At 46.0% G+C, this 24,709-nt stretch carries 22 protein-coding genes and 4 tRNA genes; 4 read left to right on the plus strand and 22 right to left on the minus strand.

Translation table 11 applies throughout. The features are described 5' to 3' along the window. Window positions 1-149 precede the first annotated feature (149 nt). The 18 genes from KT990_RS08040 to KT990_RS08125 form a co-directional block, all read right to left on the minus strand. Window positions 150-224, minus strand: a tRNA-Thr gene (locus KT990_RS08040). A 17-nt stretch (window positions 225-241) separates the two neighbouring features. Further along, window positions 242-317, minus strand: a tRNA-Gly gene (locus KT990_RS08045). A gap of 38 nt (window positions 318-355) precedes the next feature. Next, window positions 356-439, minus strand: a tRNA-Tyr gene (locus KT990_RS08050). A gap of 54 nt (window positions 440-493) precedes the next feature. After that, window positions 494-569 (minus strand) — tRNA-Thr (locus KT990_RS08055). 98 nt (window positions 570-667) lie between these two features. Continuing rightward, window positions 668-2,161 carry an anthranilate synthase component I gene (gene trpE, locus KT990_RS08060; RefSeq protein ID WP_100534486.1) on the minus strand — a complete coding sequence of 498 codons (1,494 nt, stop codon included), beginning with the start codon at window positions 2,159-2,161 and terminating at the stop codon, window positions 668-670. Between the two features lie 108 nt (window positions 2,162-2,269). After that, window positions 2,270-2,938, minus strand: coding sequence for a phosphoglycolate phosphatase (gene gph / locus KT990_RS08065; RefSeq protein WP_100329455.1), 669 nt, complete (start codon window positions 2,936-2,938; stop codon window positions 2,270-2,272). A 78-nt stretch (window positions 2,939-3,016) separates the two neighbouring features. Beyond that, window positions 3,017-3,676 (minus strand): FHA domain-containing protein, encoded by a 660-nt coding sequence (locus tag KT990_RS08070; protein WP_218208597.1) that lies wholly within the window; start codon window positions 3,674-3,676, stop codon window positions 3,017-3,019. 62 nt (window positions 3,677-3,738) lie between these two features. After that, window positions 3,739-5,991, minus strand: a complete 2,253-nt coding sequence (gspD, locus tag KT990_RS08075) for a type II secretion system secretin GspD (RefSeq protein ID WP_005173053.1) — start codon at window positions 5,989-5,991, stop codon at window positions 3,739-3,741. Between the two features lie 38 nt (window positions 5,992-6,029). Then, window positions 6,030-6,893: a type II secretion system protein N gene (locus KT990_RS08080; protein ID WP_218208598.1), complete on the minus strand. Its 864-nt coding sequence runs from the start codon at window positions 6,891-6,893 to the stop codon at window positions 6,030-6,032. Next, complete coding sequence (gene gspN, locus KT990_RS08085; RefSeq protein WP_218208599.1) at window positions 6,893-7,636, minus strand: type II secretion system protein N; 744 nt, start codon at window positions 7,634-7,636, stop codon at window positions 6,893-6,895. Before gspN ends, KT990_RS08080 begins: the two co-directional genes overlap by 1 nt. Window positions 7,637-7,817: 181 nt before the next feature. Next, window positions 7,818-8,144, minus strand: a complete 327-nt coding sequence (locus KT990_RS08090; protein ID WP_167381258.1) for an H-NS family nucleoid-associated regulatory protein — start codon at window positions 8,142-8,144, stop codon at window positions 7,818-7,820. A gap of 142 nt (window positions 8,145-8,286) precedes the next feature. Further along, window positions 8,287-8,715, minus strand: a complete 429-nt coding sequence (locus tag KT990_RS08095) for an acyl-CoA thioesterase (RefSeq protein WP_218208600.1) — start codon at window positions 8,713-8,715, stop codon at window positions 8,287-8,289. 8 nt (window positions 8,716-8,723) lie between these two features. Continuing rightward, the gene (locus KT990_RS08100) at window positions 8,724-9,917 is read right to left on the minus strand and encodes a heme biosynthesis protein HemY (protein WP_218208601.1); all 1,194 of its coding nucleotides are present in this window, start codon (window positions 9,915-9,917) and stop codon (window positions 8,724-8,726) included. A gap of 6 nt (window positions 9,918-9,923) precedes the next feature. Next, window positions 9,924-10,760: a hypothetical protein gene (locus KT990_RS08105; protein WP_179999623.1), complete on the minus strand. Its 837-nt coding sequence runs from the start codon at window positions 10,758-10,760 to the stop codon at window positions 9,924-9,926. Continuing rightward, entirely contained in the window at window positions 10,757-11,536 is a 780-nt protein-coding gene (locus KT990_RS08110) for a uroporphyrinogen-III synthase (protein WP_180101329.1), read from the minus strand. Before KT990_RS08110 ends, KT990_RS08105 begins: the two co-directional genes overlap by 4 nt. Next, the gene (gene hemC, locus KT990_RS08115) at window positions 11,536-12,459 is read right to left on the minus strand and encodes a hydroxymethylbilane synthase (protein WP_005095241.1); all 924 of its coding nucleotides are present in this window, start codon (window positions 12,457-12,459) and stop codon (window positions 11,536-11,538) included. Before hemC ends, KT990_RS08110 begins: the two co-directional genes overlap by 1 nt. 107 nt (window positions 12,460-12,566) lie before the next feature. Beyond that, on the minus strand, window positions 12,567-13,307 hold the full coding sequence (locus tag KT990_RS08120) for a LytR/AlgR family response regulator transcription factor (RefSeq protein WP_005095238.1): 741 nt from the start codon (window positions 13,305-13,307) through the stop codon (window positions 12,567-12,569). Between the two features lie 69 nt (window positions 13,308-13,376). Beyond that, window positions 13,377-14,531: a sensor histidine kinase gene (locus KT990_RS08125; protein ID WP_005173075.1), complete on the minus strand. Its 1,155-nt coding sequence runs from the start codon at window positions 14,529-14,531 to the stop codon at window positions 13,377-13,379. Here KT990_RS08125 and argH point away from each other — a divergent pair. Further along, window positions 14,522-15,952 carry an argininosuccinate lyase gene (argH, locus tag KT990_RS08130; protein ID WP_171294103.1) on the plus strand — a complete coding sequence of 477 codons (1,431 nt, stop codon included), beginning with the start codon at window positions 14,522-14,524 and terminating at the stop codon, window positions 15,950-15,952. The genes KT990_RS08125 and argH overlap by 10 nt on opposite strands. Window positions 15,953-15,981: 29 nt before the next feature. Next, complete coding sequence (locus KT990_RS08135; protein WP_005095230.1) at window positions 15,982-16,251, plus strand: oxidative damage protection protein; 270 nt, start codon at window positions 15,982-15,984, stop codon at window positions 16,249-16,251. A 600-nt stretch (window positions 16,252-16,851) separates the two neighbouring features. Here the strand turns inward: KT990_RS08135 and pgsA are convergent. From pgsA to uvrC, 3 genes are all read right to left on the minus strand, one after another. Beyond that, entirely contained in the window at window positions 16,852-17,439 is a 588-nt protein-coding gene (gene pgsA, locus KT990_RS08140; RefSeq protein WP_005095228.1) for a CDP-diacylglycerol--glycerol-3-phosphate 3-phosphatidyltransferase, read from the minus strand. Between the two features lie 107 nt (window positions 17,440-17,546). Beyond that, window positions 17,547-18,341, minus strand: coding sequence for a thioesterase family protein (locus tag KT990_RS08145; RefSeq protein WP_005095227.1), 795 nt, complete (start codon window positions 18,339-18,341; stop codon window positions 17,547-17,549). Window positions 18,342-18,456: 115 nt separating this feature from the next. Continuing rightward, window positions 18,457-20,256 (minus strand): excinuclease ABC subunit UvrC, encoded by a 1,800-nt coding sequence (uvrC, locus tag KT990_RS08150; RefSeq protein WP_218208602.1) that lies wholly within the window; start codon window positions 20,254-20,256, stop codon window positions 18,457-18,459. A 224-nt stretch (window positions 20,257-20,480) separates the two neighbouring features. Here uvrC and KT990_RS08155 point away from each other — a divergent pair, with 224 nt between their 5' ends. After that, the gene (locus KT990_RS08155) at window positions 20,481-21,542 is read left to right on the plus strand and encodes an AAA family ATPase (protein ID WP_218208603.1); all 1,062 of its coding nucleotides are present in this window, start codon (window positions 20,481-20,483) and stop codon (window positions 21,540-21,542) included. 1 nt (window position 21,543) lies between these two features. Here the strand turns inward: KT990_RS08155 and KT990_RS08160 are convergent, their stop codons facing one another. Further along, window positions 21,544-21,972 (minus strand): PH domain-containing protein, encoded by a 429-nt coding sequence (locus KT990_RS08160; protein WP_035337533.1) that lies wholly within the window; start codon window positions 21,970-21,972, stop codon window positions 21,544-21,546. Between the two features lie 583 nt (window positions 21,973-22,555). On the opposite strand from KT990_RS08160, the gene fadB reads away from it, so the two are divergent. After that, window positions 22,556-24,706: a fatty acid oxidation complex subunit alpha FadB gene (fadB, locus tag KT990_RS08165; protein ID WP_005173108.1), complete on the plus strand. Its 2,151-nt coding sequence runs from the start codon at window positions 22,556-22,558 to the stop codon at window positions 24,704-24,706. The last annotated feature ends 3 nt before the right edge of the window (window positions 24,707-24,709 follow it).

Genomic DNA, 24,709 nt, shown 5'->3' on the forward strand with positions numbered 1-24,709 from the left:
TTAATACTCCTCGTTTACGTCGAACACAATTCTGAGTAAAACCCAGTTCCGACATGTCGTTTTAAAAAACCAAATACCAAATACTTGAAAAGCAGACTAAATAGCCTGCTTCTGGAATATTGTGCAATAAAAATTGCTAAACTGTAATCTGGAGCTCTTATCGAGATTTGAACTCGAGACCTCTCCCTTACCAAGGGAGTGCTCTACCACTGAGCTATAAGAGCAAATATTAGCACTTCAATGGAGCGGGAGACGAGGGTCGAACTCGCGACATGCAGCTTGGAAGGCTACCGCTCTACCAACTGAGCTACTCCCGCACGATGTTGGTACAAACCACTTATTGAAGTATTAAAATTGGTGGTGAGGGAAGGATTCGAACCTTCGAAACTTTCGTAGCGGAGTTACAGTCCGCCCCCTTTGACCGCTCGGGAACCTCACCATTTTACACTTACATCAGTGCTGTTCTTTACTCAACCCTTGAAACTCTCTAAGATGGTGCCGGCACACGGATTCGAACTGTGGACCTACTGATTACAAGTCAGTTGCTCTACCAACTGAGCTATGCCGGCGTTTCTTAGTGTTTCGTACGTTTCGTATCGGAACGGTGTGCAGTTTAGCAAAACTCACAAACCATGCAAGTGTTTTTTTCAAAAAAAACCCCAAAAACTCATAAAATCAAACCATTTGATGATAATTCAACCGCTTTGATCACTGCGCGAGCTTTTATTTGGGTTTCATTCCATTCAGATTCGGGATTTGAGTCGGCAACCAGCCCTGCTCCGGCCTGAACATAGACCTTATTTTCACGGATCACACAGGTACGAATCGCAATCGACATGTCCATTTCACCATGCCAGCCTAAATAACCGACAGCGCCACCAAAAATTCCGCGTTTTACCGGCTCAACTTCGTCAATAATTTCCATGGCACGAATTTTTGGTGCACCTGAAAGCGTACCGGCAGGGAAAGTTGCCTTGAAAACATCCAAGGCATCGACATCGTCACGCACTTCACCCTGTACATTCGAGACAATATGCATGACATGCGAATAACGTTCGATCACCATTTGATCAGTCACTTGAACTTTACCAATTTTTGCAATGCGTCCGACGTCATTGCGACCCAAGTCAATCAGCATGACATGTTCGGCAATTTCTTTTTCATCAGAGAGCAAGTCTTGCTCAAGGGCCAGATCTTCTTCCTTGGTTTTGCCACGTGGTCGTGTGCCTGCTAAAGGACGCACTGTGGCAATGCCATTTTCCAGACGTGACAGAATCTCTGGCGAAGAACCGACAATATGGAACGGTGTATTGTTTTCCAAGGTTTGCCCTTGTACCAGAAACAGATACGGCGAAGGATTCAGATGACGTAGCGCACGATAGACCTGCAAAGGATCACCATCGAAATCTGACACCATACGATGCCCGGGCACCACCTGCATCACATCGCCGGCACGAATATATTCTTTGACCTTTTCAACCGAGGCAATAAAGTTGTCATGTCCGGTTAGAGATTCAAAATGTGGCGGACTATGTTTTTCAGCTTTCAGGCTAATCGGTGTTGCCAGAATATTTTCCAATTCATTCAATTGTTCATGTGCTTTTTCATAAGCAATCGGGTCAGCTGCATCGGCATGCACAATCAGAAATAAGGTATCTTTTAAATTGTCAAAGACAATGACGGTTTTAGACAACATCATCCAGATATCAGGCAAGCCAACCGGATCTGCTTCAGGCACATTTTTGAGTTTGGGTTCAATATAACGCACGGCATCATAACCAAAGTAGCCCACCAGACCGCCAGTGAAGCTTGGCAATGCAGGCAAGTCCTGTTGGGTCGGCACTTTAAACTGAGCCTGAAAGTCACGAATATAGTGAAAAGGATCTGCACAGTGCTGCTTTTCAAGCGAGCCGTCCGCATGCTGTACCGTCAGTTCACCGGCATTACAGGAAAATACCGTAGATTCGCCCAGCCCAATAATCGAATAGCGCGCCCAGTTTTCTCCACCTTCGACAGATTCAAACAGATAAGCCTGCTGATGCTGCTTAAGACGCGCGAAAATAGAAAGTGGGGTATCCGTATCGGCCAGACGCTGACGGTACACTGGAATCAGGTTATAGCCTTGTGCAGCAAGTTGCTGGAATTGTGCTTGTGTGGTCATGCGGTTTTTCTCTTTAAATTGGGTTTACTCAGTGTATAAATAGACTTGAACTGAGCGACGCCATCGAAAAACCTGATCACTATTCATTTTATTTTCCTAACACCCTAATTAAGCAAGCAATTCACGTAGATCATCTACAATTTCTTGAGGATGACAGTCTGCTATATTTTCACCGTGATTATAGCCGTAGCTCACCACAATACAATCAATCCCGGCGCGACGTGCAGCCTCCACATCATTGGAAGAATCCCCGATCAGTAATACCTGTTCTTTCGTTACACCATACTGTTCGACACAGTGCAATAATTGACGCGGATGCGGTTTACGTTCGCTAAAACGGTCGCCACCAATGGTCTCGGCAAAATAATGTGCCATATCCAATGTCTCTAAAATAGCACAAGCAGGAAGCTCCGGCTTATTGGTGACGCAGATCAGGGTTTTGCCCTGCGCTTTGGCCCAGTCGAGAAACTTCAGAATCCCGGGAAATGGAACGGTGTCGACACAAGGATCGACATTATAAATATCCAGAAAAGTATTCAGCAGCTCCTGATGCTGTGCGGGTGTAACTTCACCGACCAGATGTAGCAATACACTTTCACAAAATATCGAGGTGCCCTTGCCCACCCAGGTACGAACCTGCTCTTCCGTGACCAAAGGCAATTGCAACACATTCAGGCTCATATTCATGGCACGATACAGGTCATGCGCCGAATCAACCAAAGTACCATCCAGATCAAACAAGATCAGTTCACGCTGTTCTAATTGTGCAATAGACATCCCGACCCTCTTTTATATTATTCGCAGCCACAAAAAAGGCATGCGCTGTGCATGCCTTGATTGTAACCAATCATCGGCTTATTTAAACATTACCCAAGCCATAATTGCCAAAATAATCAATACAATCACTGAAATCAAACCAACAGACACATTTTTCTGGGTTTCTTTTTCCTGCTCTACCCGTGACACAGGCTGCTCAACCGGCATTCGCGTAGGTTCTGGTTTCACTACAGCAAGATCGACGCCTTCAGGAATCGGCGCTGGTTTTGGAATCCCAACATGGGTTGGCATACCATCTCGGGTCAGCTGGACTGAGGCATCTCGCTGTGTCAGTTCCGGTATACCCTGTTCATTCATTTGTTGTGCCGGCGTTGGTTCAGTCACTTCTACCTGTGCCACGACTTTTTCTGCTGTGACTTCTATTTCTGCTGGAACCTCTACCGCAGCCGCAGGCGCCAGCACGGAAAATTTCAGACTGGCAAACTGAACGATATCATCCTGTTTTAATAACGTTTCCTGTGCAATCTGCACATCATTGACGAAAGTGCCATTCGATGATCCTAAGTCCTGTACCCAGAGCGCATCATCTTTGAGCAAGAAAGCAGCATGTTTGCGCGAGATCTCTGCGGCCTGCAACACAATGTCTGCGGCCTGATGACGTCCCACCAGCATATCACGGTCAATGCTAATCTCTTGCCCTGTCAAGTCACCTGTAATCGCGTGTATTTTCCAAGTCATGAATTTACTTCTCTTTTCTCTTTGACATTATCATAACATGCTGTTTGTTCATGCTACATCACCTAGCTTTTCGGTCTAAGTGTTGTGGTGGTCACGGTATTTTTACGCTTTTCGACGTGTTGTCCGGGTTGTGACTGCAACACAGGCTCAATCGCGACAGGCGTGACTACCACAGCAGCTGGCTGAGTCGGCACTGGAGCCGTCGGCACAGTTTGATAAGACGAATTTTGTAAAGGTGTTTTCGAAACCGGAATACGCTGTTGATAGACATCACCGACCTGTTCCGGCAGCTTGGCAAAATTACCATCAGCATCCAGGGCCAGTTGCAGACTATACAGTTGGCTATAACGTTGCTGGGTCAGTTTACTGACCTCATTTTTATCACCCACAATCGTTGGATGGATGAAGATCAGCAGATTACGTTTCTGATTAGATTTACCTTCAGAACGGAATAAACGCCCAAGACCAGGGATTGCGCCCAGACCCGGAACTGCCTGACGGCCATAACTGGTGTTATCCGAAATCAGACCACCCAGCACAATGGTTTGCCCATTTTCGGCCAGAATCGAAGTTTTAATCGCACGCTTGCTGGTTACCAGATCCTGCGCTTGTCCACGATCCCGATTAACAGCCGATACTTCCTGCTCCACTTCCAGACGCACCGTACCATCTTCACCAATATGCGGCACCACTTTTAAAGTGACCCCGACATCTTTACGTTCAATCGTGGTATAGGGATTGGCCACCCCAGCAGCGCCAGTTGAAACCGAACCTGTCACAAAGGGTACGTTTTCACCGACCACAATATAGGCTTCTTCGTTGTCCATAGTCACAATGGATGGCGTAGACAACAGATTGGACTTGGTGCTTTCTTTTAAGGCCTGAATCAGCGCACCATACAGACGGCGTGAACCATCACTGCCTTCACGATAATCGCCGAGCACCAACGAAGTCCCAGCTCCCACGGTACTTGCAGCACCTGCACCACCGCCGGTGAGATAGCCGGCTGCCACATTTTTTAGACTGGTACCAAAATTATCAAAGTTAATCAGCCCAATACCGCTACTGATATCTCCCAAGGCCCATTGCACCCCAAGCTGATCGGCATCTGTACCTTCTACTTCGATAATGGCAGCTTCAATCAGTACCTGTTGACGGCGAATATCCAGCTGATTAATTGCTGATTCGATTTCCCGCATCAATTGCGGATCGGCCTTAACCACCAAAGAGTTTTGCGTGGCATCGGCAATAATACTCACCCCGTTTGCGCTAAAGCTGCTAATTCCACCCTGCTCGGCGTTCATGCCGGTATTCAACTGAATAGCGGAGGAAGTATTATTTCCGCTGGTGTTGCTACTGTTGTTATTGTTTAAACTGTTATTCGAACTTAGGGAAGATGAACCCGAAGACGTGCCAGTGGAATTTGAACTACTGTTCACCGCCTGCCCTGTCACCAGTCCCTGCAAGATCTCTGCCAGATTCTTGGCACTGGCATATTTCAAACGAAAGACTTTCAAGCCGCCCAGACGGTCTGCCGCCGGCACATCCAGGGTTTCAATCATTTGACGCAGCCGCTTACGCGTCGTCGGATCACCTTTAATGATAATCCGATTGGTGCGGGTATCTGCGATGACACGTACCCGCGAACCACGCACATCTTTGGCTGCACCCGTGGCTGTCATGGACTCGATCAGCTCGATCATTTCCTCGGCCTGACTCGATTGCAGACTGACCGCTTCCATATCATTTTGACCGGTGCCATCCAGATTACGAATGATGGTTTCCAGCTGATAAATATTATTGGCCCGATCTGATACGATCAGCGCATTGGTGCCCGGCACTGCTGCCAGATGGGCAAATTGCGGCATCAAAGGGCGCAGTGCTGGAATCAGATCATTCGGATTGGTATTTTCCAGCCACAATACCCGAGTCACGATCTGGTCACCACTGGCACGGCTTCTGGCATCATAGGGAATGCCCGAGCTTTTGACATTGCTGTCCGGTACCAGCTTGATGGTATTGCCTGAAGGAATCGCCACCACACCATTGACATTGAGCACACCTAAAAACAGGTCATAGACTTCATTTTTATTCAGTGCTTTATTGGAAATAACGGTAACATTACCACGCACCCGCGGATCGACTGCGAAGTTCTTGCCGGTAATGTCAGCCACTTCATTAATGAATGCGGTGAGGTCAGCATCCCGCAGGTTGATTTTCCAGGTTTGCGCATAACCCGCCGTACTGATCATTGCTACGAGCGGGGCGGCCACACAGCATGCCCATGCTGATCGATTATTATTAAATAAAGCCATAAACTTTTGTGTTTCCTAACCCTATGCGTGATGACACATCACTTCAAATCTTGTTGTATGGTCATCGTCTGATCACCACGTTTTATTTCGAGTTTGACCTGACCTTCACGTCGAGCCTGTTCCAGTAATTGCGCCTCGGTTTGCCCCTGCGATAGCGTCTGACCGTTTAAAGATAAAATCCGGTCTCCCGGTCTTAAACCGAGTCGATTACGCAGTGCAGCTGGTGTCCGGGAAGTGATTTCAAAGCCTCCATCCGACGCACTGACCCCCATATTCTGTAAATACTGATCCTTGTTTTCCTGCATCTGCTGGATTGCCCGACCGATTTCATTTTGCGCTGAAGGCAGATTTTGTGCTTCAGCTGCGCTATTCATAATCGAAGATGGAGCAGACATCGTATTAGATGCTGGGGTTGCCGGCACGATCGGCTGATTCAAGCCATTTTCCAGACCCTTGAATAACACTTCATGAGTGGCACCGGTTGCTCTGCGCAGAATGACCCGATCCCAATAGACCTCGGCCAGCTCAAAACCACTGTTGCCCAGCATTTCTCCAACGCGATAACGATCCACCTGATCATTGACTTTCAGCACCGCAGAAGAGTTATAGCTTGGACTGGCAACCACCACGCCTTGCAAAAGAATATTGGCAGCTTCTGCTCCTGCTGCTGTTTGTCCACTTTCCTGAAACAGCGAAAATGCACTGATATTGGGGATTTGCGCCTGTTGTGAACCCAGTTCTACCCGATCCAGCTGCATAGCTTGAGGTGGCGCAATCAGCAACCAGAACATGGCCGCCAGTTTCCAGCATAAATATAGAATCAACAACAGCAACACGACAGGCGCAACACGATTGGCCTGTTTCAGATCGATATTTTTTAGATCGCCAAGAGAAATGGCCATTAGTTCAAGCCTCCCATTAGGGGTTGGCGGGTACTAATCACATAAGTATCCAGGCCAGCTTTACCTTCATAGGAGGGTGCATTCATTAAAAAGCGCTGGGTAAGCTGGATATCGAGCATCAGACTGGGATCAAGCTTGATATTCAGCATACGTTGCTCTCGGTTATCCCGAACGTCGAGTAAGAGCTGTCCGCTCTCATCTGCCAGTTGTCCGGTCATGGCCGGTACATTCATACGTTCCTGACGCTGGGCAAAGCTATAAATCAGCTCACCACCCGCCCATTGCATTTGCCCGGTCACCTGACTGAAGCCTTGTTCCTGTTTATATTTAAAATCCACCTCTTTAAACTGAATAGCAGTCGCTGGCCATTGCCAGTCTGCCACTTTTTTTAAGGTTTCCGGCGCGAGCTGACCCTCAAGATTTTTGACGATCAAGGCTTTATTCAGCCCATAGCCCATGATCCCTAAAAGCTGAGTATTGCCGCTATGCAATTCAACATCTGCCCCAACTCGCAGCAATAGCAAGTCCAATGGCCGTACTTTCCAGTTCAGGCTGCCCCGCAAATTACCTTTTTTCCAGTCAGCACTGCCCTGCCAGATATTCCCGTTTACATTGTGCAAGGCCTGATTATTTTTATAAAATTTTGAAATCAACCAGGCAGCTGGCACTTGCAGGATCACAAAGACAAAAAACGCCACAAGAGCAAGGATGAACCATCTTAAAGTTTTAGGTTTATTGCTCATCCCACCACGACCAATATCTCAAGTCTAAATCCCCATTTATAATGTTTTCCTTATACAGACACATTATGCACACTTTTTTCCCAACGCCAATTCATAGATATAAAAAAACCAAGCAATCATGCTTGGTTCAGCAATCTTAGACTGTCTGTATGACAGCCTAATGACGAGATCAAATCGAGGCTTAGATCAAGAAATCTTCAAGCTTGGCACCTTTGTCCAGCTCTGCCACCAACCAGCGCGGCTGCTTGCCACGACCCGTCCAGGTGTCATCTGGGTTGCTTTTGCTACGATAACGTGGCTCTACCGATTTACGTGATGATTTCTTGCGTTTAGACGCGCCAAATTCAAGTAACTGTTCAACCGTCATACCTACTTTGTCAGCAACGGCCAAGATTTGCTGATAAGCATCTTCGATCTCTTGGTCTTTTTTTGAAGCAATCAGTGATTCTGCTTCGGCTTGTAAACGCTTTAACTCTTCTACTGATAAATGAGTAATATCTGGCATAATGCTCTCCGATTAAATAATATTATTTGTTTTGTTAAATAATACCCCATCATATTTATATTAAATAAAACATTCAATATAAATATTTAAATCAATAACAATAAAGTTTAGAAATAATGACAAAATTAAATAATCAATTCATTTTTTAGATTTCATGTCCGGCTGTTAATTCAAGTGCTTCGATTTTCTTTCGGATATGTTCTGGAATTTGAGTTTTCTGCAGGGTTTTTTGATCAATACAAACAATAACCGCTTCAGAAGTTGCTACTATACTTTGCTGTTTTTCACTCCATAATAAATAATGCATGCGGAATGCACTATTTCGAATCTCTTCAATACGCGCTGCAACTTTTAAATGATCTGGGAAAACCACCGGCTTTAAATAACGGCACTGATTTGAAGAGACCACGGTAGATACCCTTTCATTCAGTAAATCCAATGCCCCCAGATACGCCAGACGTGCATTTTCGATATAGCGGTAATACATGGCATTATTTACATGTCCCAAGGCATCCATATCTCCCCATGCCACATTCTGTGCATAAATCACCGGATATTGTTTTAATTCTGACATCATGATTCTCAAATTTTAATTTCGATAAAGTTTACATTGGATTCAAATACTGCATTTAATTGCTGGAGCAGGTCTTCCCGGTCTTGCAAGGCCGCTTTAATTCTCAGATAACTCATACGGATATCGTCTGGATACAGGTGAAGCAGTTGCTGGGCTTGCTCGGTATAACCTGTGGCCTGTAATACATGCCATTTGGTAAAATTCAGAATTGGCAATGCCGGATACCGGGTTTCCCAATGTGAAATCTGCTGTGCAATACAGTCATAATCCGGATTTTGTCGCAATAACTGCTGCTGGAACCATAAATAAAATACATCCTGGTTAAACTGCTGTTCCAGTAAATGCACTGCCAGGGTTTCATGCTCGGCACTCATTTCCGGCATTCTGAATAATAATTTTAACCATAATAACTTGACTGCGTAGTCACGATTAAATACTTGCTTTTTTAAATCTAAATAGCGCTGCTGTAAATAAATCAAATCATCGGGTGTGGCTTGATCATAGACCAATAATAATTGTTCCAGCCATGATTTTTTTACTTCTTGGTCTAAATGTCCATATTTAGTCGAGCGTAAATATAACCAGGGAAACTGTAGGGCAAATACACCCCATAATGTGGTGAGTCGCTGTTCATAGGCTGGTTTCACCTGTATTAACCATGGTGATAATTCATGCTGATTTAAAAATTCTAAATGAGTCAGTGCTTGCTCACCGTGCTGTTGCGATAAATAAATTTCAATTCGCTGCAATTCTGCCAACTCAAATGCCATCGGGTTAGACTGATTTAAAGCAGTCAAGGCATCTGTATATTGCTGTTGCCCCCAAGATAATCGTGCATCAATAATATGTTTGAGTAAGCCCGACTTGCTAAAAGACTGCTGAATAAAATCCCGTTGATCCTGAGCTGCATTTAATAACCAGATTACAGCCAGTTGTTCATAAGGATGTAAATGGGCAAAACTAAATACGGTTTCATTTTTACGCTGTTCACGGCTGCGATACTGTTTGATCGCGTACCAGAGGCAATGGATCAAAAAACTGAACGTGACCAGTGAGGCCGCCAAAAACCACAATGTGGTTTGTAACTGCCACTCACGCCAATATAAATAGACATAGCCGGCCCCATGCCCATAACTCAGGATGCTCAGCCCCGCTATACCCAGTAGGCAGATAAATAAATAGGCCAGCAAAATCTGTTTCATAAGCAATTAGCCAACTAAGGTGCGTGTATTTAATAAAGGCGTTGGAGTGACCGGTGTGGCCTTGATTTGATGCAACTGCTGAATCCAGTACTGACTACGTGCATCCGGTAATTGCTCCAAGACATCAATCACCGCATTCAACGCTTGCTGAAAGGCGACAGATTGATCTTGCTGCAACGTATTTTGTGCAATGAGCAAGCGCAACTGAGCTTCTTTCAATACCAGATGCCGTTGCATTAATACGGTACTCGGCTGCTCTGCAGCTTCGATCTGAATCCAGCGCTGCCAGAAAGAGCGTTGAGTTTCCAAACTTTGAAGATGCGGAGCCTGAATTTCTTTTTCAATTTCAGCATCCATCTGCATCAATACTTCTTTTAATTTATTTTGCTGCACCAAGCGACTATTGACGAATTTTTTCAGCATGTCCTGATCTTTCGCAATTACTTGCTGCAGACTACTGACCAAGGCAGGCGCCAAAACATACTCATCCAACTCATTCTGCAGGTGGTTTAGTTTTTCAATGGCGGTGGCATATTGTTGCTGTTGCAGTGCAAATTCAATCAGATCCAGCTGCTGTTGTACGAGAGCAATATCATTCTGCATGTCAGCAGTTAGCACTGCAGCTGCTGCCTGAGCTGAGGGAGTGCCTGCATTTTGCTGCTGGGCGGTAAACTGGCGTTTTAATGCCACAAACTGATCATTGAGATTGGCATTTTGCTGCTGCAACTGTTTAACACCTTGATGAAGTCCAGTCTGCGCTGCATTGAGAACATAAAGGTCATAGCTGAGTTTGATGAGCCACACCACACTCAAAATGAAAAATACAATAAATAGTTTCTTCATGCGTTCCCTAGTATCAGTCTCATTTTTTGCAAGATCGTATTCGCCTCTAAATCATCAATTTGCACAAATTCAAACCCTGCCTGATGCTGTTGTTGATATTCCCCAAGAAGAGTGGCCAAACGCGGCCCCAAAACCAAATAACGGGCCTGATGCATTAAATCCGAATTATCCTGCATTAATGTCAGCCAGTTTAACCAGCTTGCTTCACTGCTGATTAGCACGGCAAAGCGCTGCTGCGCTTCAAGCAATGCCAGGTTTTCTGCCAAAATCATTGCTGTGCTTGCGGGGCATTGCCGCCGATATAAAATAAAATTCAAAATTTTGATATTATTTGCACGCAGATAATCCATCATAAATTGACGACCACCTTCTCCGCGCCAGAAGGCCACAGCTGAGCCAGCAGGCAGTTGCCTTAACACGGGTAATTGCAACATGCCTTCCGAAGTTTCAAGTTCAGGCACATGACTTTGAATACCATAACCAGCTAGCGTCTGCTCAGTGGCTTTACCCACCGCCACCCATTGCACATCTGCCAAGCGCGATAAGGTAATTTCCGCCTGCTGCAAATATTGCATGCCAATCTGGGCGGCAGTCGGACTGACCACCACAATGATTTTGGCCTGATCCAGCTGGCGATACAAGCGTAACAGCTCGTCGGAATAAGGCTGTGCGTGCAATTCCAGCAAAGGCAATTCTAGTACAGAAATCTGCGCTGCCTGTAACTGCTGAGTCAAACTCGCAGCACGCTCACTCGGACGGGTATTAATCAGTAACATCAGTTTGAATAAAGTGCTTTCAGCAACTCGCCTGCACCTTGATCGAGTAAATTTTTGGCCAATTCCACCCCTAACTGTTCAGCTTCTGCAATTTTTCCAGTGTGCTGTGCACGCAGCAAAACCGTTCCATCAACACTGCCAACGCGACCTTCGATTGAAATCACATCATTCTGGAGCGTGGCATAGCCGGCAATCGGCACCTGACATCCGCCTTCCAGATAGGCATTAAAGGCACGCTCAGCACGCACGCAGGCATCCGTTTCTGCATGTAATAATGGCTGAATCAAGTCCAGTACCGCCTGATCATGGGTACGGCATTCCAGCCCCAGTGCACCTTGACCTACGGCCGGTAGACTGATTTCAGGAGTCAGAGTATGACGAATACGTTCTGCCAGACCTAAACGTTTCAAACCGGCACTGGCCAGAATAATCGCATCATACTGACCGGCATCCAGCTTGGACAAACGTGTACCGACATTCCCGCGCAAATCAATGATTTCGAGATCAGGGCGCTGTTTTAAAATCTGGGTTTTACGGCGCAAACTGGAAGTGCCCACTTTGGCGCCCTGTGGCAATTCATCAAAGCTGGCATAGGTATTCGAGACAAAGGCATCCAGTGGATCTTCACGCTCACAGATCACCGCAAGGCTCAGCCCTTCCGGCAATGCCATCGGTACATCCTTCATGGAATGTACGGCCAGATCGGCACGGCCATCGAGTAAAGCAGCTTCTAATTCTTTTACAAATAGACCTTTACCACCAATTTTGGCCAGCGGCGTATCTAGGATTTTATCGCCCTGTGTAACAAAAGTGACTAACTCGACCTGCAAACCAGCGTGCAAATCTTGTAGGCGCGCACGGATATGTTCCGCTTGCCAAAGCGCAAGTGGACTTTGTCGAGTTGCAATTTTTAGGGTCTTCATAAATTTCAATAACAGTAAATGAGAACAATAGTCTAAACTTAACCTGCTCACTTTAAAATGCAAGTGAATTTATACAAGTTTCAACTGAATGCTCTCATTGATTCCTGCTATAGCTTTTGAATCCGATCCCTTAAAAATGGCAAATGTCGCCGACTGACCGCTAAACGGTCGTCCAGCTCACGACAACGCACCTGATACTGACCTGAACTGACCACTTCCAGACCATCCAGATAATTCACCGAGATCAAGGCATTACGATGAATACGGATAAACTGGTTCCCAAACTCCTGCTCTAGCTCCTTTAAGGTTTCATCAATCAGTACACTGCCGTTTTTATGACGTACAGTGACATATTTCTGATCCGCCAGAAAATAATAGATATTTTCAACTGGCACCAATTCGACACCACGATAGGTCTTTGCCGCAATCTGCTGGCGGCTGATATTGATTTCGTCCATATTTTCTTTTTGTTTTAGTTGGCTCATCTGAGCTTGGGTAAGTTTAGTTAAGTGCTCCAAAACCTGTGCCAATTCCTGTTGCATCACGGGTTTAAGCAAGTAGCCTTCGGCATTTGATTTAAATGCATCCAGCGCATGTTGGTCATAGGCCGTACAAAAGATAATTGCCGGCATCGGGTCCAGCTGACGCAAATACTGCGCACAAGCAAGGCCATTCATTTCAGGCATTTGAATATCTAATAGTATGACATCGGGTTCGTATTGGTGAGCCAGATCAATCGCTTGACGACCATGACTTGCAGTCGCCACCACATCATGCCCCAGCTGAGAGACCAAACGTGATAATCGCTCGACAGCCAAAGGCTCATCATCACAAATCAGGATGTCCATTGCTCCTCCTTACCCAGTTAACATGATCAAATACATGATAAAGCTAACTGCGATTTCTTTGATTTATTTTTATTTATATTGATATCGCACTACCGTCGTAAACATCCCTTCGCCGGCAAAGGTTTGAAAGGTCATACTGGGTCCGTAATAAGCTTGCAGACGCTGTCTGACATTTTCTATTGCAATACCATGCCCCTTTTTTAAAGTTTTATTATCCTGCGTATAAGGGTTAGTAATGATGATATTAATTTGATTTTGCAATATTTCAACCAATATGCTTATCGTACTCTTTGTGAGAATTTTTTCAACTCCATGGAAAATACTATTTTCTAACAAGGGTTGTAAAGTTAATAATGGGATTTGTACTTGTGAGTATAAGTCTTTGTTTTCTAACTTCCATTCGATTTGCAGGCGTTCACCCAAACGGATCTGCTCAATCTCCAGATAGCGCTGGCACAGATCAATTTCCTCTTGCAGACTGACCAGTTTCAACTCCTGAAAACTGGCACGAAATAAGCGGGACAGATTCAGCAGCATATGTTCGGCTTTATCCGGATCGATGCTGATCAGGCTAATCACACTGTTCATACTATTGAACAGAAAATGCGGTTGAATCCGCGCTTGCATGGCCTGAATCCGGGCATTCAGTTCACTATGCTGCTGCTGTTCCCATTGTTCACGCAAATACAGGTAGCGAAAACAAAACATACCGAGCAAAACACCCAAACTGAGATGTAACCCAACCTGATCCAGGGCAATTGCCAGGTTTAAGCCCTGAAAATTAAAATTCATTCCAAAATGTATCACAACATTCAGACTGATGGTGGTCAGCACCACAATGGCCTGTAGTAGCAAAAAACCGGAAATGAGCGCCAGCTTAATCCCCATATGCTGAAAGGCCTGATGGAATAATTCCACCAGTGCTGCAAAACATAACAGTACCCAGTTGATATACAGCATATATTGCAGCAGATGCATCGCATTTAAAGCTTGCCACGACTGTGCTTCTGCGAGCGCTAGAATCATGGCCAGAATATTGCCGCCGACAAACAGTTCCAGCAAATAGCGAAGATTGCCAATCTGGCTAAAAAAATAGGAACTTTGTGTTTGCCCGTTTATCGATGCGAAAGATTGAGCAGATGTGACTTCGGCAATGGGCTTTGAATTTGTTATACTCTTTTTCGTTCTACTGCTTTTAATCTGATTGAGCCGACATGACCACATCTTCTAATTCCTCTAATCCATCACAAGCCCAGACTTCGGGTATGTGGGGTGGTCGTTTCTCTGAAGCGACTGATGCTTTTGTTGCTGAATTTACAGCATCTGTTCAATTTGACCAACGTTTTTATAAACAGGATATTGCAGGCTCGATTGCCCATGCAACCATGCTGGCCAAAGTAGGCGTACTGACGGCACAGGAACGCGATGACATCATCGAAGGTCTGACTGCCATTCAAGCCGATATTGAAGCAGGTAAGTTCGAATGGCGCATTGACCTAGAAGATGTGCACATGAACATTGAGTCGCGCCTGACTCAGCGTATTGGCATCACAGGCAAGAAATTACACACTGGCCGTAGCCGTAATGATCAGGTCGCAACTGACATTCGTCTTTATGTACGTGATGAAATTGATGCGATTTTAAAATTACTCGAAAAATTACAAAAAGGTATTTTAAGCTTGGCGGCTAAAAATACCGATACCATCATGCCGGGCTTCACCCATTTACAAACCGCTCAGCCGGTGACTTTTGGTCATCACTTAATGGCCTGGTTTGAAATGCTGGTACGCGACTCTGAGCGTCTGATTGATTGCCGTAAACGTGTCAACCGTATGCCACTGGGTTCTGCTGCACTTGCAGGAACCACCTACCCGATTGAGCGTGCTTACACCGCTGAGCTGTTAGGTTTTGAAGCCGTTGCTGAAAACTCTTTAGACGCAGTATCGGATCGTGATTTTGCAATTGAATTTAATGCCGCTGCATCGTTAATTATGATGCACTTGTCTCGTATGTCTGAAGAACTGATTCTATGGACTTCAGCGCAGTTCAAATTCGTGAATATTCCAGATCGTTTCTGTACAGGCTCTTCAATCATGCCACAGAAGAAAAACCCGGATGTGCCTGAACTGGTACGTGGTAAAACCGGCCGTGTCTATGGCGACCTGATGAGCCTGCTGACCCTGATGAAAGGCCAGCCGCTGGCGTACAACAAAGACAATCAGGAAGACAAAGAACCCTTGTTTGATGCGATCGATACGGTACGTGGTTCATTGATGGCATTTGCCGACATGATTCCTGCACTGGTTCCAAACATTGCTGAAATGCGCGAAGCAGCGCTACGTGGTTTCTCTACTGCGACTGATCTGGCAGATTACCTGGTGAAAAATGGCGTGGCATTCCGTGATGCGCACGAAATTGTCGGCAAAGCTGTAGCACTGGGTGTCGCAGAGTCGAAAGATTTGTCTGAGCTGACACTTGAGCAACTTCAACAGTTCTCTGACCTGATTCAGGCCGATGTATTTGAAAAAGCGTTAACACTTGAAGCCTCGGTAAATGCACGTAACCATATTGGTGGAACTGCACCTGCGCAAGTCGAAGCTGCTATTGCCCGTGCTTATACTCGCTTAGAAAATCTTTACGCTTAACTTTTTTAGCTTAAATTCGGAGTATTGATATGTCTCGACAAGTATTTTGCCGTAAGTATCAACAAGAAATGGAAGGCCTGGACTTTGCACCCTTCCCAGGCCCCAAGGGTCAGGAACTGTTTGACCATGTGTCTAAACAGGCTTGGCAGGAATGGCTCAAACACCAGACTACGCTGATTAATGAAAAGCGTTTAAACGTATTTGAACCGGACGCGAAAAAGTTTCTAGAAGAACAACGTGAAAAGTTCTTTAGCAATGACGAAACTTTGGAAAAAGCTGAAGGGCTAAAGCCTGAGTGAGGATTAGTGGAGCGCTGCTCCACCCGAACGCAAGACAAGCAGCTATGCTGCGCGTAGGCTTTAATCTAAAAGAGTCTCTTTTGAGGCTCTTTTTCATTTCTGAAATTATAAATCTTTCTTTCCAATAGCGCTTTCAAATTTCAAGAACAGAGTAATAGCAGCAAGCTAAGTTATTGATGTCTTGAATTCAGGGTTTTGATTGGGCGGCGGCCGGTATTCTGTACTTTTTAGACAAAAGCTGAAGGATTAAAAAGCATTTTTACCTAGCCTATCCCCCGCCAATAGTCAGCCACTATCCTGCTGAAAAACATTCATATTTGTATCAAAATTATAGATTGTAAATCTTACATACAGACTGATCACAAAACACAACAATCTGCTACAAGAAGTCATATGATTTTGTAAAATGGTCTCTCTATAATGAGCTCTAAGAAGATGAGATATCTTTGAATAACTATAACAATAAGCAACAAATACCCCGATTTCATCCCAGTTCTTCCCCCAAAGGCTGGGTATTTTTTTGCCTGTGATTTATCAAATTTTGATAATTTCGGAGCATAAAAAAAGCCCCTTTCAAGGAGCTTATTTTTTTAATTTTGCTTAAGGCTGTTTCAAATAGGGCCAAGCCGCTTTCAGATAAATAAACATCGACCATAAAGTCAGGATGACTGCTGTGTACAACAAGGCATAGGCCAGCATTTCCAGTGGTGGCCAGTTCAGCAAAAACACGGTAATCGCAATCATCTGAAAAGCCGTTTTGTACTTACCCACGGTTGATACTGCAACATTGGTTCGTGCACCCAGTTCTGCCATCCATTCACGTAATGCTGAAACAGTAATTTCACGTGAAATAATCACAATCGCAGCAAAAGCCATCGACATTGAAGGTTGCCATTGCACCAATACAATCAGCGCAGCTGCGACCATCAATTTATCTGCGACCGGATCGAGAAAACGGCCAAAAGCAGAGGTCTGGTTTAAAGTTCGAGCCAGATAGCCATCAAACCAGTCCGTCACTGCAGCCACTACAAAAATCGTGGTCAAAATAATATGCCGTGTCATGTCGGAATGGTTGGCTTCAAAGCCCATTGCAGGCGGCCAGTAAGCCACCAATAAAAATACCGGAATAAGAGCGATACGCGCCAAGGTCAAGATATTTGGAATATTCAGGATACGACCTGTAGTCATAGACACCGCCAATTGTTCCCCTCATGTACGATGAAAATGCACACTTTTTTAGAGGTTTGATCCATCATTAATAGGCTTCACTTTATACGAATTGGCTGTCAGTGTCACTAGGCAAACACCGTCACTGTTTGTCTTGCCATCGCAATCAGGCGATTTTCTGCATCCCAGAGATAGGCATGCTCGGTTGCATAACCATCCGCAGCATGATCCGTAAATACTTTATATTTAAACCAATCATGCAGTTGATGCTGAAGCGGATGCACATAGGTCACGCTCCAGGTCAGACTACTCGCGGGTGCCATACTTTTAAACATCGGCAGTACACCAGGTGGCCAGATGTCGAAAATTGCCATCAGGTCAGCGATCAGGAATTCACGATTGCTATGCTTTTCAGGATGAAAACGGCACCAGCCGCCAAAGTCCGGACGTGAGCTGGCACTACAAGGCAGATTGACGTCCGCCCAGGCGATTTCAAAATGGTCATAACATTCTGGCAGGCCATAACCCGCAGGAATCTGCAACAGCTGCTCTGGTGCAGCATAGTCAGGTGCCTGTTCTTCTTGCTGCACCTGAATTTCCGAGTCACGCGAGATACCAAAACTGGCAATCAGAATACTTTGTACTACCTCGTCTTGCCATAGACGTACTTCGATGGTGGTGACCGACTTACCTTCCCGCAAAATTTCAGCACTCAGTCGCACTTTCGCCTGTTGGATCGGCCCAACAAAGGTGACGCTGCAACTGAGCAGATGTTTGGCCGGATCATTGATCTGAATAACCGCTTTTTGCATCATCATTGCTGCAGCCAGACCACCATACAGGGTGCGCCCCTGTAACCACCCTGATGGAAATTCCACCCATTCCTGTTCGGAAATTTGTGCATAAAGCGCCTGCAAAGACATGTTGATCCCTCAGTGAGTCTTGATCCTCAGTATATTGAGTCAAGCTTGCTCTGCTGTGAATGATCAATGACCCGTGCGTCAATGTGCTCTTTTGCCCTTGCATTGGGCTTGATGATTATTCATGCAGCACTTTATAGATCATCCGTGCCATGACTGAACCCAATCCCGGCACCAGTTGCAGATCTCTTTCTGAGGCTTTCAGTACCCCCTGAATCCCGCCAAAATGGGTCAACAGGTCACGACGGCGTTTTGGCCCAAGGCCCGGAATGACTTCTAATACCGATGAACCGCGTTTTTTATCGCGTTTGGCGCGGTGCTTGGTAATCGCAAAGCGATGCGCTTCATCCCGCACCTGCTGAATCAAATGGAGTGCCTTATGATCTTCTGGCAACTGAATCTTGCGACCATCGGTAAAGTGCAGGGTTTCCAGACCGGGTTTACGCCCCTCGCCTTTGGACACACCGACCATAAAGGCCTCCAGTCCCAGTTCCTGCATCACTTCCATCGCCATATGCAGTTGCCCCTTGCCGCCATCAATCAGGAGTAAATCTGGCAGCATGGCTTTTTTATAGCGACGGGTTAAGGCCTGACGCATGGCGGCATAGTCATCGCCCGCCTGAATATCATGGATGGAAAACTGACGATAATCACGTTTACGTACCCCACCACTATCAAATACCACACAAGATGCGATAGTGTCTTCACCCATGGTATGCGAAATATCAAAACATTCGATCCGGTCCACCGGGCGGCCGACCACCTGTTCCAGCTGATGGAAACGGTCATTCAGTTCAAAATGATTGGCCAGCTTGCCCTGAATCGCATGCTGTACATTCATTTGTGCCAGTTCCAGCCATTCCGCGCGGGTTTCACGAACCTTGGACTTGATCTGGATTTTCTTGTCAAAATGCTGCGACAAGGCAGCTTCCAGTTCCTTGCGATCGGCCACTTCGACATTGACAATCAGCTCGGCCGGAATTTCATCCGCCACCTGAAAATAGAAATTGGCAATAAAATCGGCAAGCATCTGCCCTAGATCATCACTGAGCATATCCGGGAAATAGCTTTTTCCGCCGAGCATTTTACCGTTGCGCACATGCATGATCTGCACACAGGTCACCCCGGCCTGATAAGCAATAGACAGGATATCGGCTTCGCCTTTGAGCTTATAAATCGCCTGCTGTGACTGCACCTCTCTTAACAGTGCCATCCGATCGCGATAGAACACGGCTTTTTCAAATTCCAGAGCTTCGGCTGCCGCTTCCATTTTTGCGATCAGTTCCTGATTCAGCTCCTTGGTATCGCCCTGCAAAAAGCGAATCGAGTTATCCACATCTGCTTTGTAGTCTTCCGGAGAGATAAATCCGACACAGGGCGCAGAACAGCGCTTGATCTGGTATTGCAGACAAGGACGGGTTCGGTTGGCAAAAAAGCTGTTTTCACAGGAACGCACATTAAACAGTTTTTGCAGCACCACCAAGGTATCCCGGGCGGTATAGGCACTCGGATAAGGCCCAAAAAACTTGCCGACCTGATGCTTGCCCTTGCCGCGCCCACTGGCCAGTCGTGGATAAGGTTTATCTGCGGAAACAAAGATATAGACATAAGATTTATCATCGCGCAGCATAATGTTATACGGCGGATGATGCAGCTTGATCAGGTTCTGTTCCAGCAACAAGGCTTCGGTTTCAGAGCGCACCACCAAGGTCTGAATATCATAAATCCGCGCCACCAAGGCCTGGGTTTTGGGATGATCCAGCGTTTTGACAAAATAGCTGGAGACCCGGTTTTTTAGATTTTTGGCTTTCCCCACATACAACAGTTCGCCGTCTTTGCCATACATCCGGTAGACCCCGGGCAGGCTGGTCATATTGGCCAGAATTTTCTCGATATGAGGACGTGCGTTTTCGTTCACCTAAAGCCTATTTTTTACATGCAATCTGCAGATATATGTGATGATTATTCGGTTATTTTCAAGCGAAAACACAAAATTCCCCTCAACTTGACACCCAATTTAAAACTATAGCTCAGCCATCTTTGCAATCTATAGCTTTCTGCGCATGATCTGATTGCTAAAAGCTCTAAATTTCAACCTTTAACTTTGCTATGCTCGAAGGGTCTAGTTTTGAGATGATTCGCATGACCATGCAGCAATCGGGCATCCATATTGTTCAACCATCCAGCTCCACCCATCACCCCTCTGAGCGTGATCGCCGGATTGGCAAACCGCGTTTTCATTTCGAGCCGAATCACGTGATGCAATTGCTGCGTGAACGGATGATTGGACAGGATGCCGCACTGAATGAAATTGAAAAAATGCTGCATGTGGTCAAGGCCGATTTCTCCAGTCCGGAGCGTCCACTCTCGGTCACCTTGATGCTCGGCCCAACCGGCGTGGGTAAAACTGAAACCGTGCGTCTGATTGCCGAAGCGATTTATGGTCGTCCGGATGCTTTCTGCCGGATTGACATGAACACTCTGGCACAGGAACATTATGCCGCAGCACTCACCGGTGCGCCGCCAGGTTATGTCGGTTCTAAAGAAGGTCATAGCCTGTTTGATGAAACGGCGATTGCCGGCAGCCATACCCGTCCCGGCATCATGCTGTTTGATGAACTGGAAAAAGCCAGTAACGAGGTGATTCGTGGTTTGATGAATGTGCTGGATACTGGCAGATTGACCCTGACAGCTGGAACCAAAACTATTGATTTTCGTAACTGCATGATCTTTATGACCAGTAATGTCGGCGCACAGGCGGCACAGCAATATCTGGAAAAACTCAGCTACCTGCCACAGCAAATACAGGCACTGTGCCTGAAACATGTACCCACCCAGCGCATTATTGAAAAAGTCATGCAGCGTAAATTCGATCCTGAATTTCTAAACCGGATTGACCGCAGCCTGCATTATCAGGCGGTACAGCATGATGCCCTGCCGCGTCTGGTCGAAATTGAACTGGAAAAACTCAATAAACGCCTGCAACATCAAAACCGACAAGTACATTTATCGGATGCAGCCAAAGCCTATTTTTATCAAGGGCATGATATTCGTTACGGCGCCCGGCATTTGGGCCGCAAGCTGCGTACCGAACTGGAACCGGTTCTGGCGCTGTATTTTTTAAGCCAGCCCGAGCAGTTCAGTCTGCATCTGGACTGTGTCGATGGACAATTTGTGGTTCTGCCTGAGCAAGCAAAAGCTTAAATCATGCAGACTCAATATCCGGTTTATTTGCTTGAATCGCTTGTCTAAAAGTGGTCGGATCTTTAGGTGAAACCAATACAAATTTCTGCACGCCGTCTTCCGTATAGTCAATCCGCAGACGCTTTAAGGACAAGGCCGGTGCAATAATGGAATGATCCGTCGGCTGAATGGACTGGATGGCGCTCAACGGAATCTGCCAGCTCAACCACAGGCTTTTAATGCTCAACACCCCATTTTCCAGCACATAGCGCGTACTCCACAGCGGCCACCACAGAATAATAATGGTCAGAATGTAGATGGCAGTGTGCAGTGGATATTGCTGCAGGGTGCCTTTGGCCTGCATGGTCAGCAGCAGTTGCAGTAACAGGCCACTCATACAGATCAGAAAAGCGACCAGCCACCAGTCTTTTTTGGAACGAAATACCTGCATCGAGATCCCCATATCTATGTGCCTAATCATCATAAACAATTCTGTGCCAGATGACAGAGGTCATATCCAACAGAAGCACTGTTATTTCAGGCCTAGCATCAACATAGGCATGCTGGGGCTGAAATCCTCAGAAAACCCTCGACTAAAACAATCAACTGCAGTTTTATTGCGGCTGATCCGAAAATATCTATACATGCCTGCACGCCCTGTACTGAGCGAGATTCAGCCCTGATTTCCCTTGTTCCACAGGCCGATAATTGACTGAATTGACCAAATAGCGGTAAAGCCTGCTCTTGAATATTGTCCACCCTGCTCCATATCAATCAGGCTAATCGATAAAAAATAATGAATTGAAACAGAATCTTTAGTTCAGGCTGTGGTTAAAAACGGCAACAAAAATACAGCGCAGATGGAATCGATTCGGCAAAAATTGATGACCCTTGCGTCACGGCTTGATACAACTTGTTATGTTCTTTTTGGATATAGTTATCGTAAGATTAGCGAAGTCTAAAAGTGCGCGGGATATGCGCATTTGCTTCACAACATCAACTTAGAAGTCCTCCAAAATAAAGGAGATCAGGGCATGATCCACGCTGGCAATGCCATTACCGTCCAAATGCTAGAGGACGGGATTGCAGAATTCCGCTTTGACTTACAAGGTGAGTCTGTTAACAAATTCAACCGTGCAACGATTGAAGATTTCAAGGCTGCTATTGAAGCCGTCTCCCATGCCGATATTCAAGGTCTGATTGTCACTTCAGGCAAATCTACATTTATTGTCGGTGCCGATATCACTGAATTCGGCGATAACTTTGCTCAGGGTGAACAAGCAATTGTTGACTGGGCGATGCCGGTACATGAAATTTTCAACAGCTTCGAAGATCTCGACATTCCTAAAGTGGCGGCCATTAATGGTATGGCACTGGGTGGTGGTTTTGAAATGTGTCTGGTGTGTGACTACCGTGTCATGTCAGAACAGGCGCAAGTCGGTCTGCCTGAAATCAAGCTGGGCATTTTCCCGGGCTTCGGTGGTACAGTGCGTTTAAGCCGTCTGATCGGTATCGACAACGCCGTAGAATGGATGGCCATGGCCAACCCGAAAAAGCCTGCTGCTGCACTAAAAGACGGTGCTGTAGATGCGGTGGTTGCTGCTGACAAACTTAAAGATGCTGCACTTGATCTGGTCAAACAGGCGATTCATGGCCGTTTAGACTGGAGAACCAAGCGTCAGGAAAAACTGGATCCGGTTAAACTCAGCCCGATTGAACAGATGATGGCGTTTAACTCATCGAAAGGCATGGTTTTGGCCAAAGCCAATCCGGCTCAATATCCGGCGCCAAAATTACTGCTTGATTCATTACAGGCCGGTGCGAGCCTGCATCGTGATGACGCGTTAAAAGTTGAAGCTGAAGGCTTTGCCAAAGCTGCAGTTACGCCACAAGCAGGTGCATTGATCGGTTTGTTCCTGAACGACCAGATCGTGAAAAAAACCTCGAAGCGCTATGAAAAAGGTGCGCATCCGGTGAACCAGGCGGCGGTACTTGGCGCTGGGATCATGGGTGGTGGTATTGCTTATCAGGCGGCGAGCAAAGGCACACCAATCATTATGAAAGATATTGGTAATCCACAGCTTGCATTGGGTATGTCTGAAGCGAACAAACTGTTGACCAAACAGGTTGAACGCAAAAAAATGACACCAGCAAAAATGGGTGAAACGCTTGCACGTATCCGTCCGACTTTAAGCCTGGAAGAGTTTAAAGAAGTGGATATCGTGATTGAAGCGGTAACTGAAAACCCTAAAATCAAAGCTGCTGTACTTGCTGATACTGAAAAATCAGTACGTGAGAACACCATCATTGCTTCAAATACGTCTACGATTTCGATCACGCGTCTGGCTGAAAGCCTGCAACGTCCTGAGAACTTCGTGGGGATGCACTTCTTTAACCCGGTACATATGATGCCTTTGGTTGAAGTGATCCGTGGCGCGAAGACCTCTGACGAAGCCATTGCAACGACTGTGGTACTTGCTCAGAAAATGGGTAAAACACCAATCGTGGTGAATGACTGCCCGGGCTTCCTGGTCAACCGCGTATTGTTCCCTTACTTCGGTGCATTTGACCTATTGCTTAAAGATGGTGCTGATTTCCAGCAAATCGATAAAGTGATGGAAAAATTCGGCTGGCCGATGGGCCCTGCTTACCTGATGGACGTTGTCGGTATTGATACTGGCGTGCATGGTGCAGAAGTGATGGCTGAAGGCTTCCCGGATCGTATGAAACCGGACTTCAAAGGTTCGATTCAAACCATGTATGAGAACAAACGTCTGGGTCAAAAGAACGACGTGGGTTTCTACAAGTATGAACTTGACCGTAAAGGCAAAAAAGCCAAAGTGGTTGATCCAACTGCATATGAGCTTGTGGCCTCTGTTGCAACTGTGGAAAAACGTGAATTTGATGCTCAGGAAATCATTGATCGTATGATGCTGGCTTTCTGTAACGAAACGGTTCGTTGCCTGGAAGACAACATTGTCGCGACTGCTTCTGAAGCAGATATGGCCATGATTATGGGTGTCGGTTTCCCTCCATTCCGTGGTGGTCCATGCCGTTACATCGATCAAACCGGTGTAGCTGAGTATGTTGCGCTTTGCAATAAGTATGCGCACCTTGGTAAAGCTTATGAAGCGCCAGAAATGTTGCGTGAAATGGCTGCTAACAACAAAAAATTCTACGGTTAAGGA

Source organism: Acinetobacter sp. F9, from assembly GCF_019195275.1.
GTDB classification, from domain to species: Bacteria; Pseudomonadota; Gammaproteobacteria; order Pseudomonadales; family Moraxellaceae; genus Acinetobacter; species Acinetobacter pseudolwoffii.

Excerpts from the sequence above, each read along its gene's own strand:
- trpE (WP_100534486.1), bottom strand. The coding sequence starts at position 2,161 with ATGACCACACAAGCACAATTCCAGCAACTTGCTGCACAAGGCTATAAC.
- KT990_RS08095 (WP_218208600.1), bottom strand. The coding sequence starts at position 8,715 with ATGTCAGAATTAAAACAATATCCGGTGATTTATGCACAGAATGTGGCA.
- KT990_RS08100 (WP_218208601.1), bottom strand. The coding sequence starts at position 9,917 with ATGAAACAGATTTTGCTGGCCTATTTATTTATCTGCCTACTGGGTATA.
- gspN (WP_218208599.1), bottom strand. The coding sequence starts at position 7,636 with ATGAGCAATAAACCTAAAACTTTAAGATGGTTCATCCTTGCTCTTGTG.
- KT990_RS08110 (WP_180101329.1), bottom strand. The coding sequence starts at position 11,536 with ATGTTACTGATTAATACCCGTCCGAGTGAGCGTGCTGCGAGTTTGACT.
- pgsA (WP_005095228.1), bottom strand. The coding sequence starts at position 17,439 with ATGACTACAGGTCGTATCCTGAATATTCCAAATATCTTGACCTTGGCG.
- gph (WP_100329455.1), bottom strand. The coding sequence starts at position 2,938 with ATGTCTATTGCACAATTAGAACAGCGTGAACTGATCTTGTTTGATCTG.
- KT990_RS08105 (WP_179999623.1), bottom strand. The coding sequence starts at position 10,760 with ATGAAGAAACTATTTATTGTATTTTTCATTTTGAGTGTGGTGTGGCTC.
- KT990_RS08125 (WP_005173075.1), bottom strand. The coding sequence starts at position 14,531 with ATGTGGTCATGTCGGCTCAATCAGATTAAAAGCAGTAGAACGAAAAAG.
- KT990_RS08120 (WP_005095238.1), bottom strand. The coding sequence starts at position 13,307 with ATGGACATCCTGATTTGTGATGATGAGCCTTTGGCTGTCGAGCGATTA.
- argH (WP_171294103.1), top strand. The coding sequence starts at position 14,522 with ATGACCACATCTTCTAATTCCTCTAATCCATCACAAGCCCAGACTTCG.
- gspD (WP_005173053.1), bottom strand. The coding sequence starts at position 5,991 with ATGGCTTTATTTAATAATAATCGATCAGCATGGGCATGCTGTGTGGCC.
- KT990_RS08160 (WP_035337533.1), bottom strand. The coding sequence starts at position 21,972 with ATGCAGGTATTTCGTTCCAAAAAAGACTGGTGGCTGGTCGCTTTTCTG.
- fadB (WP_005173108.1), top strand. The coding sequence starts at position 22,556 with ATGATCCACGCTGGCAATGCCATTACCGTCCAAATGCTAGAGGACGGG.
- KT990_RS08135 (WP_005095230.1), top strand. The coding sequence starts at position 15,982 with ATGTCTCGACAAGTATTTTGCCGTAAGTATCAACAAGAAATGGAAGGC.
- KT990_RS08145 (WP_005095227.1), bottom strand. The coding sequence starts at position 18,341 with ATGTCTTTGCAGGCGCTTTATGCACAAATTTCCGAACAGGAATGGGTG.
- hemC (WP_005095241.1), bottom strand. The coding sequence starts at position 12,459 with ATGAAGACCCTAAAAATTGCAACTCGACAAAGTCCACTTGCGCTTTGG.
- KT990_RS08080 (WP_218208598.1), bottom strand. The coding sequence starts at position 6,893 with ATGGCCATTTCTCTTGGCGATCTAAAAAATATCGATCTGAAACAGGCC.
- KT990_RS08155 (WP_218208603.1), top strand. The coding sequence starts at position 20,481 with ATGACCATGCAGCAATCGGGCATCCATATTGTTCAACCATCCAGCTCC.
- KT990_RS08070 (WP_218208597.1), bottom strand. The coding sequence starts at position 3,676 with ATGACTTGGAAAATACACGCGATTACAGGTGACTTGACAGGGCAAGAG.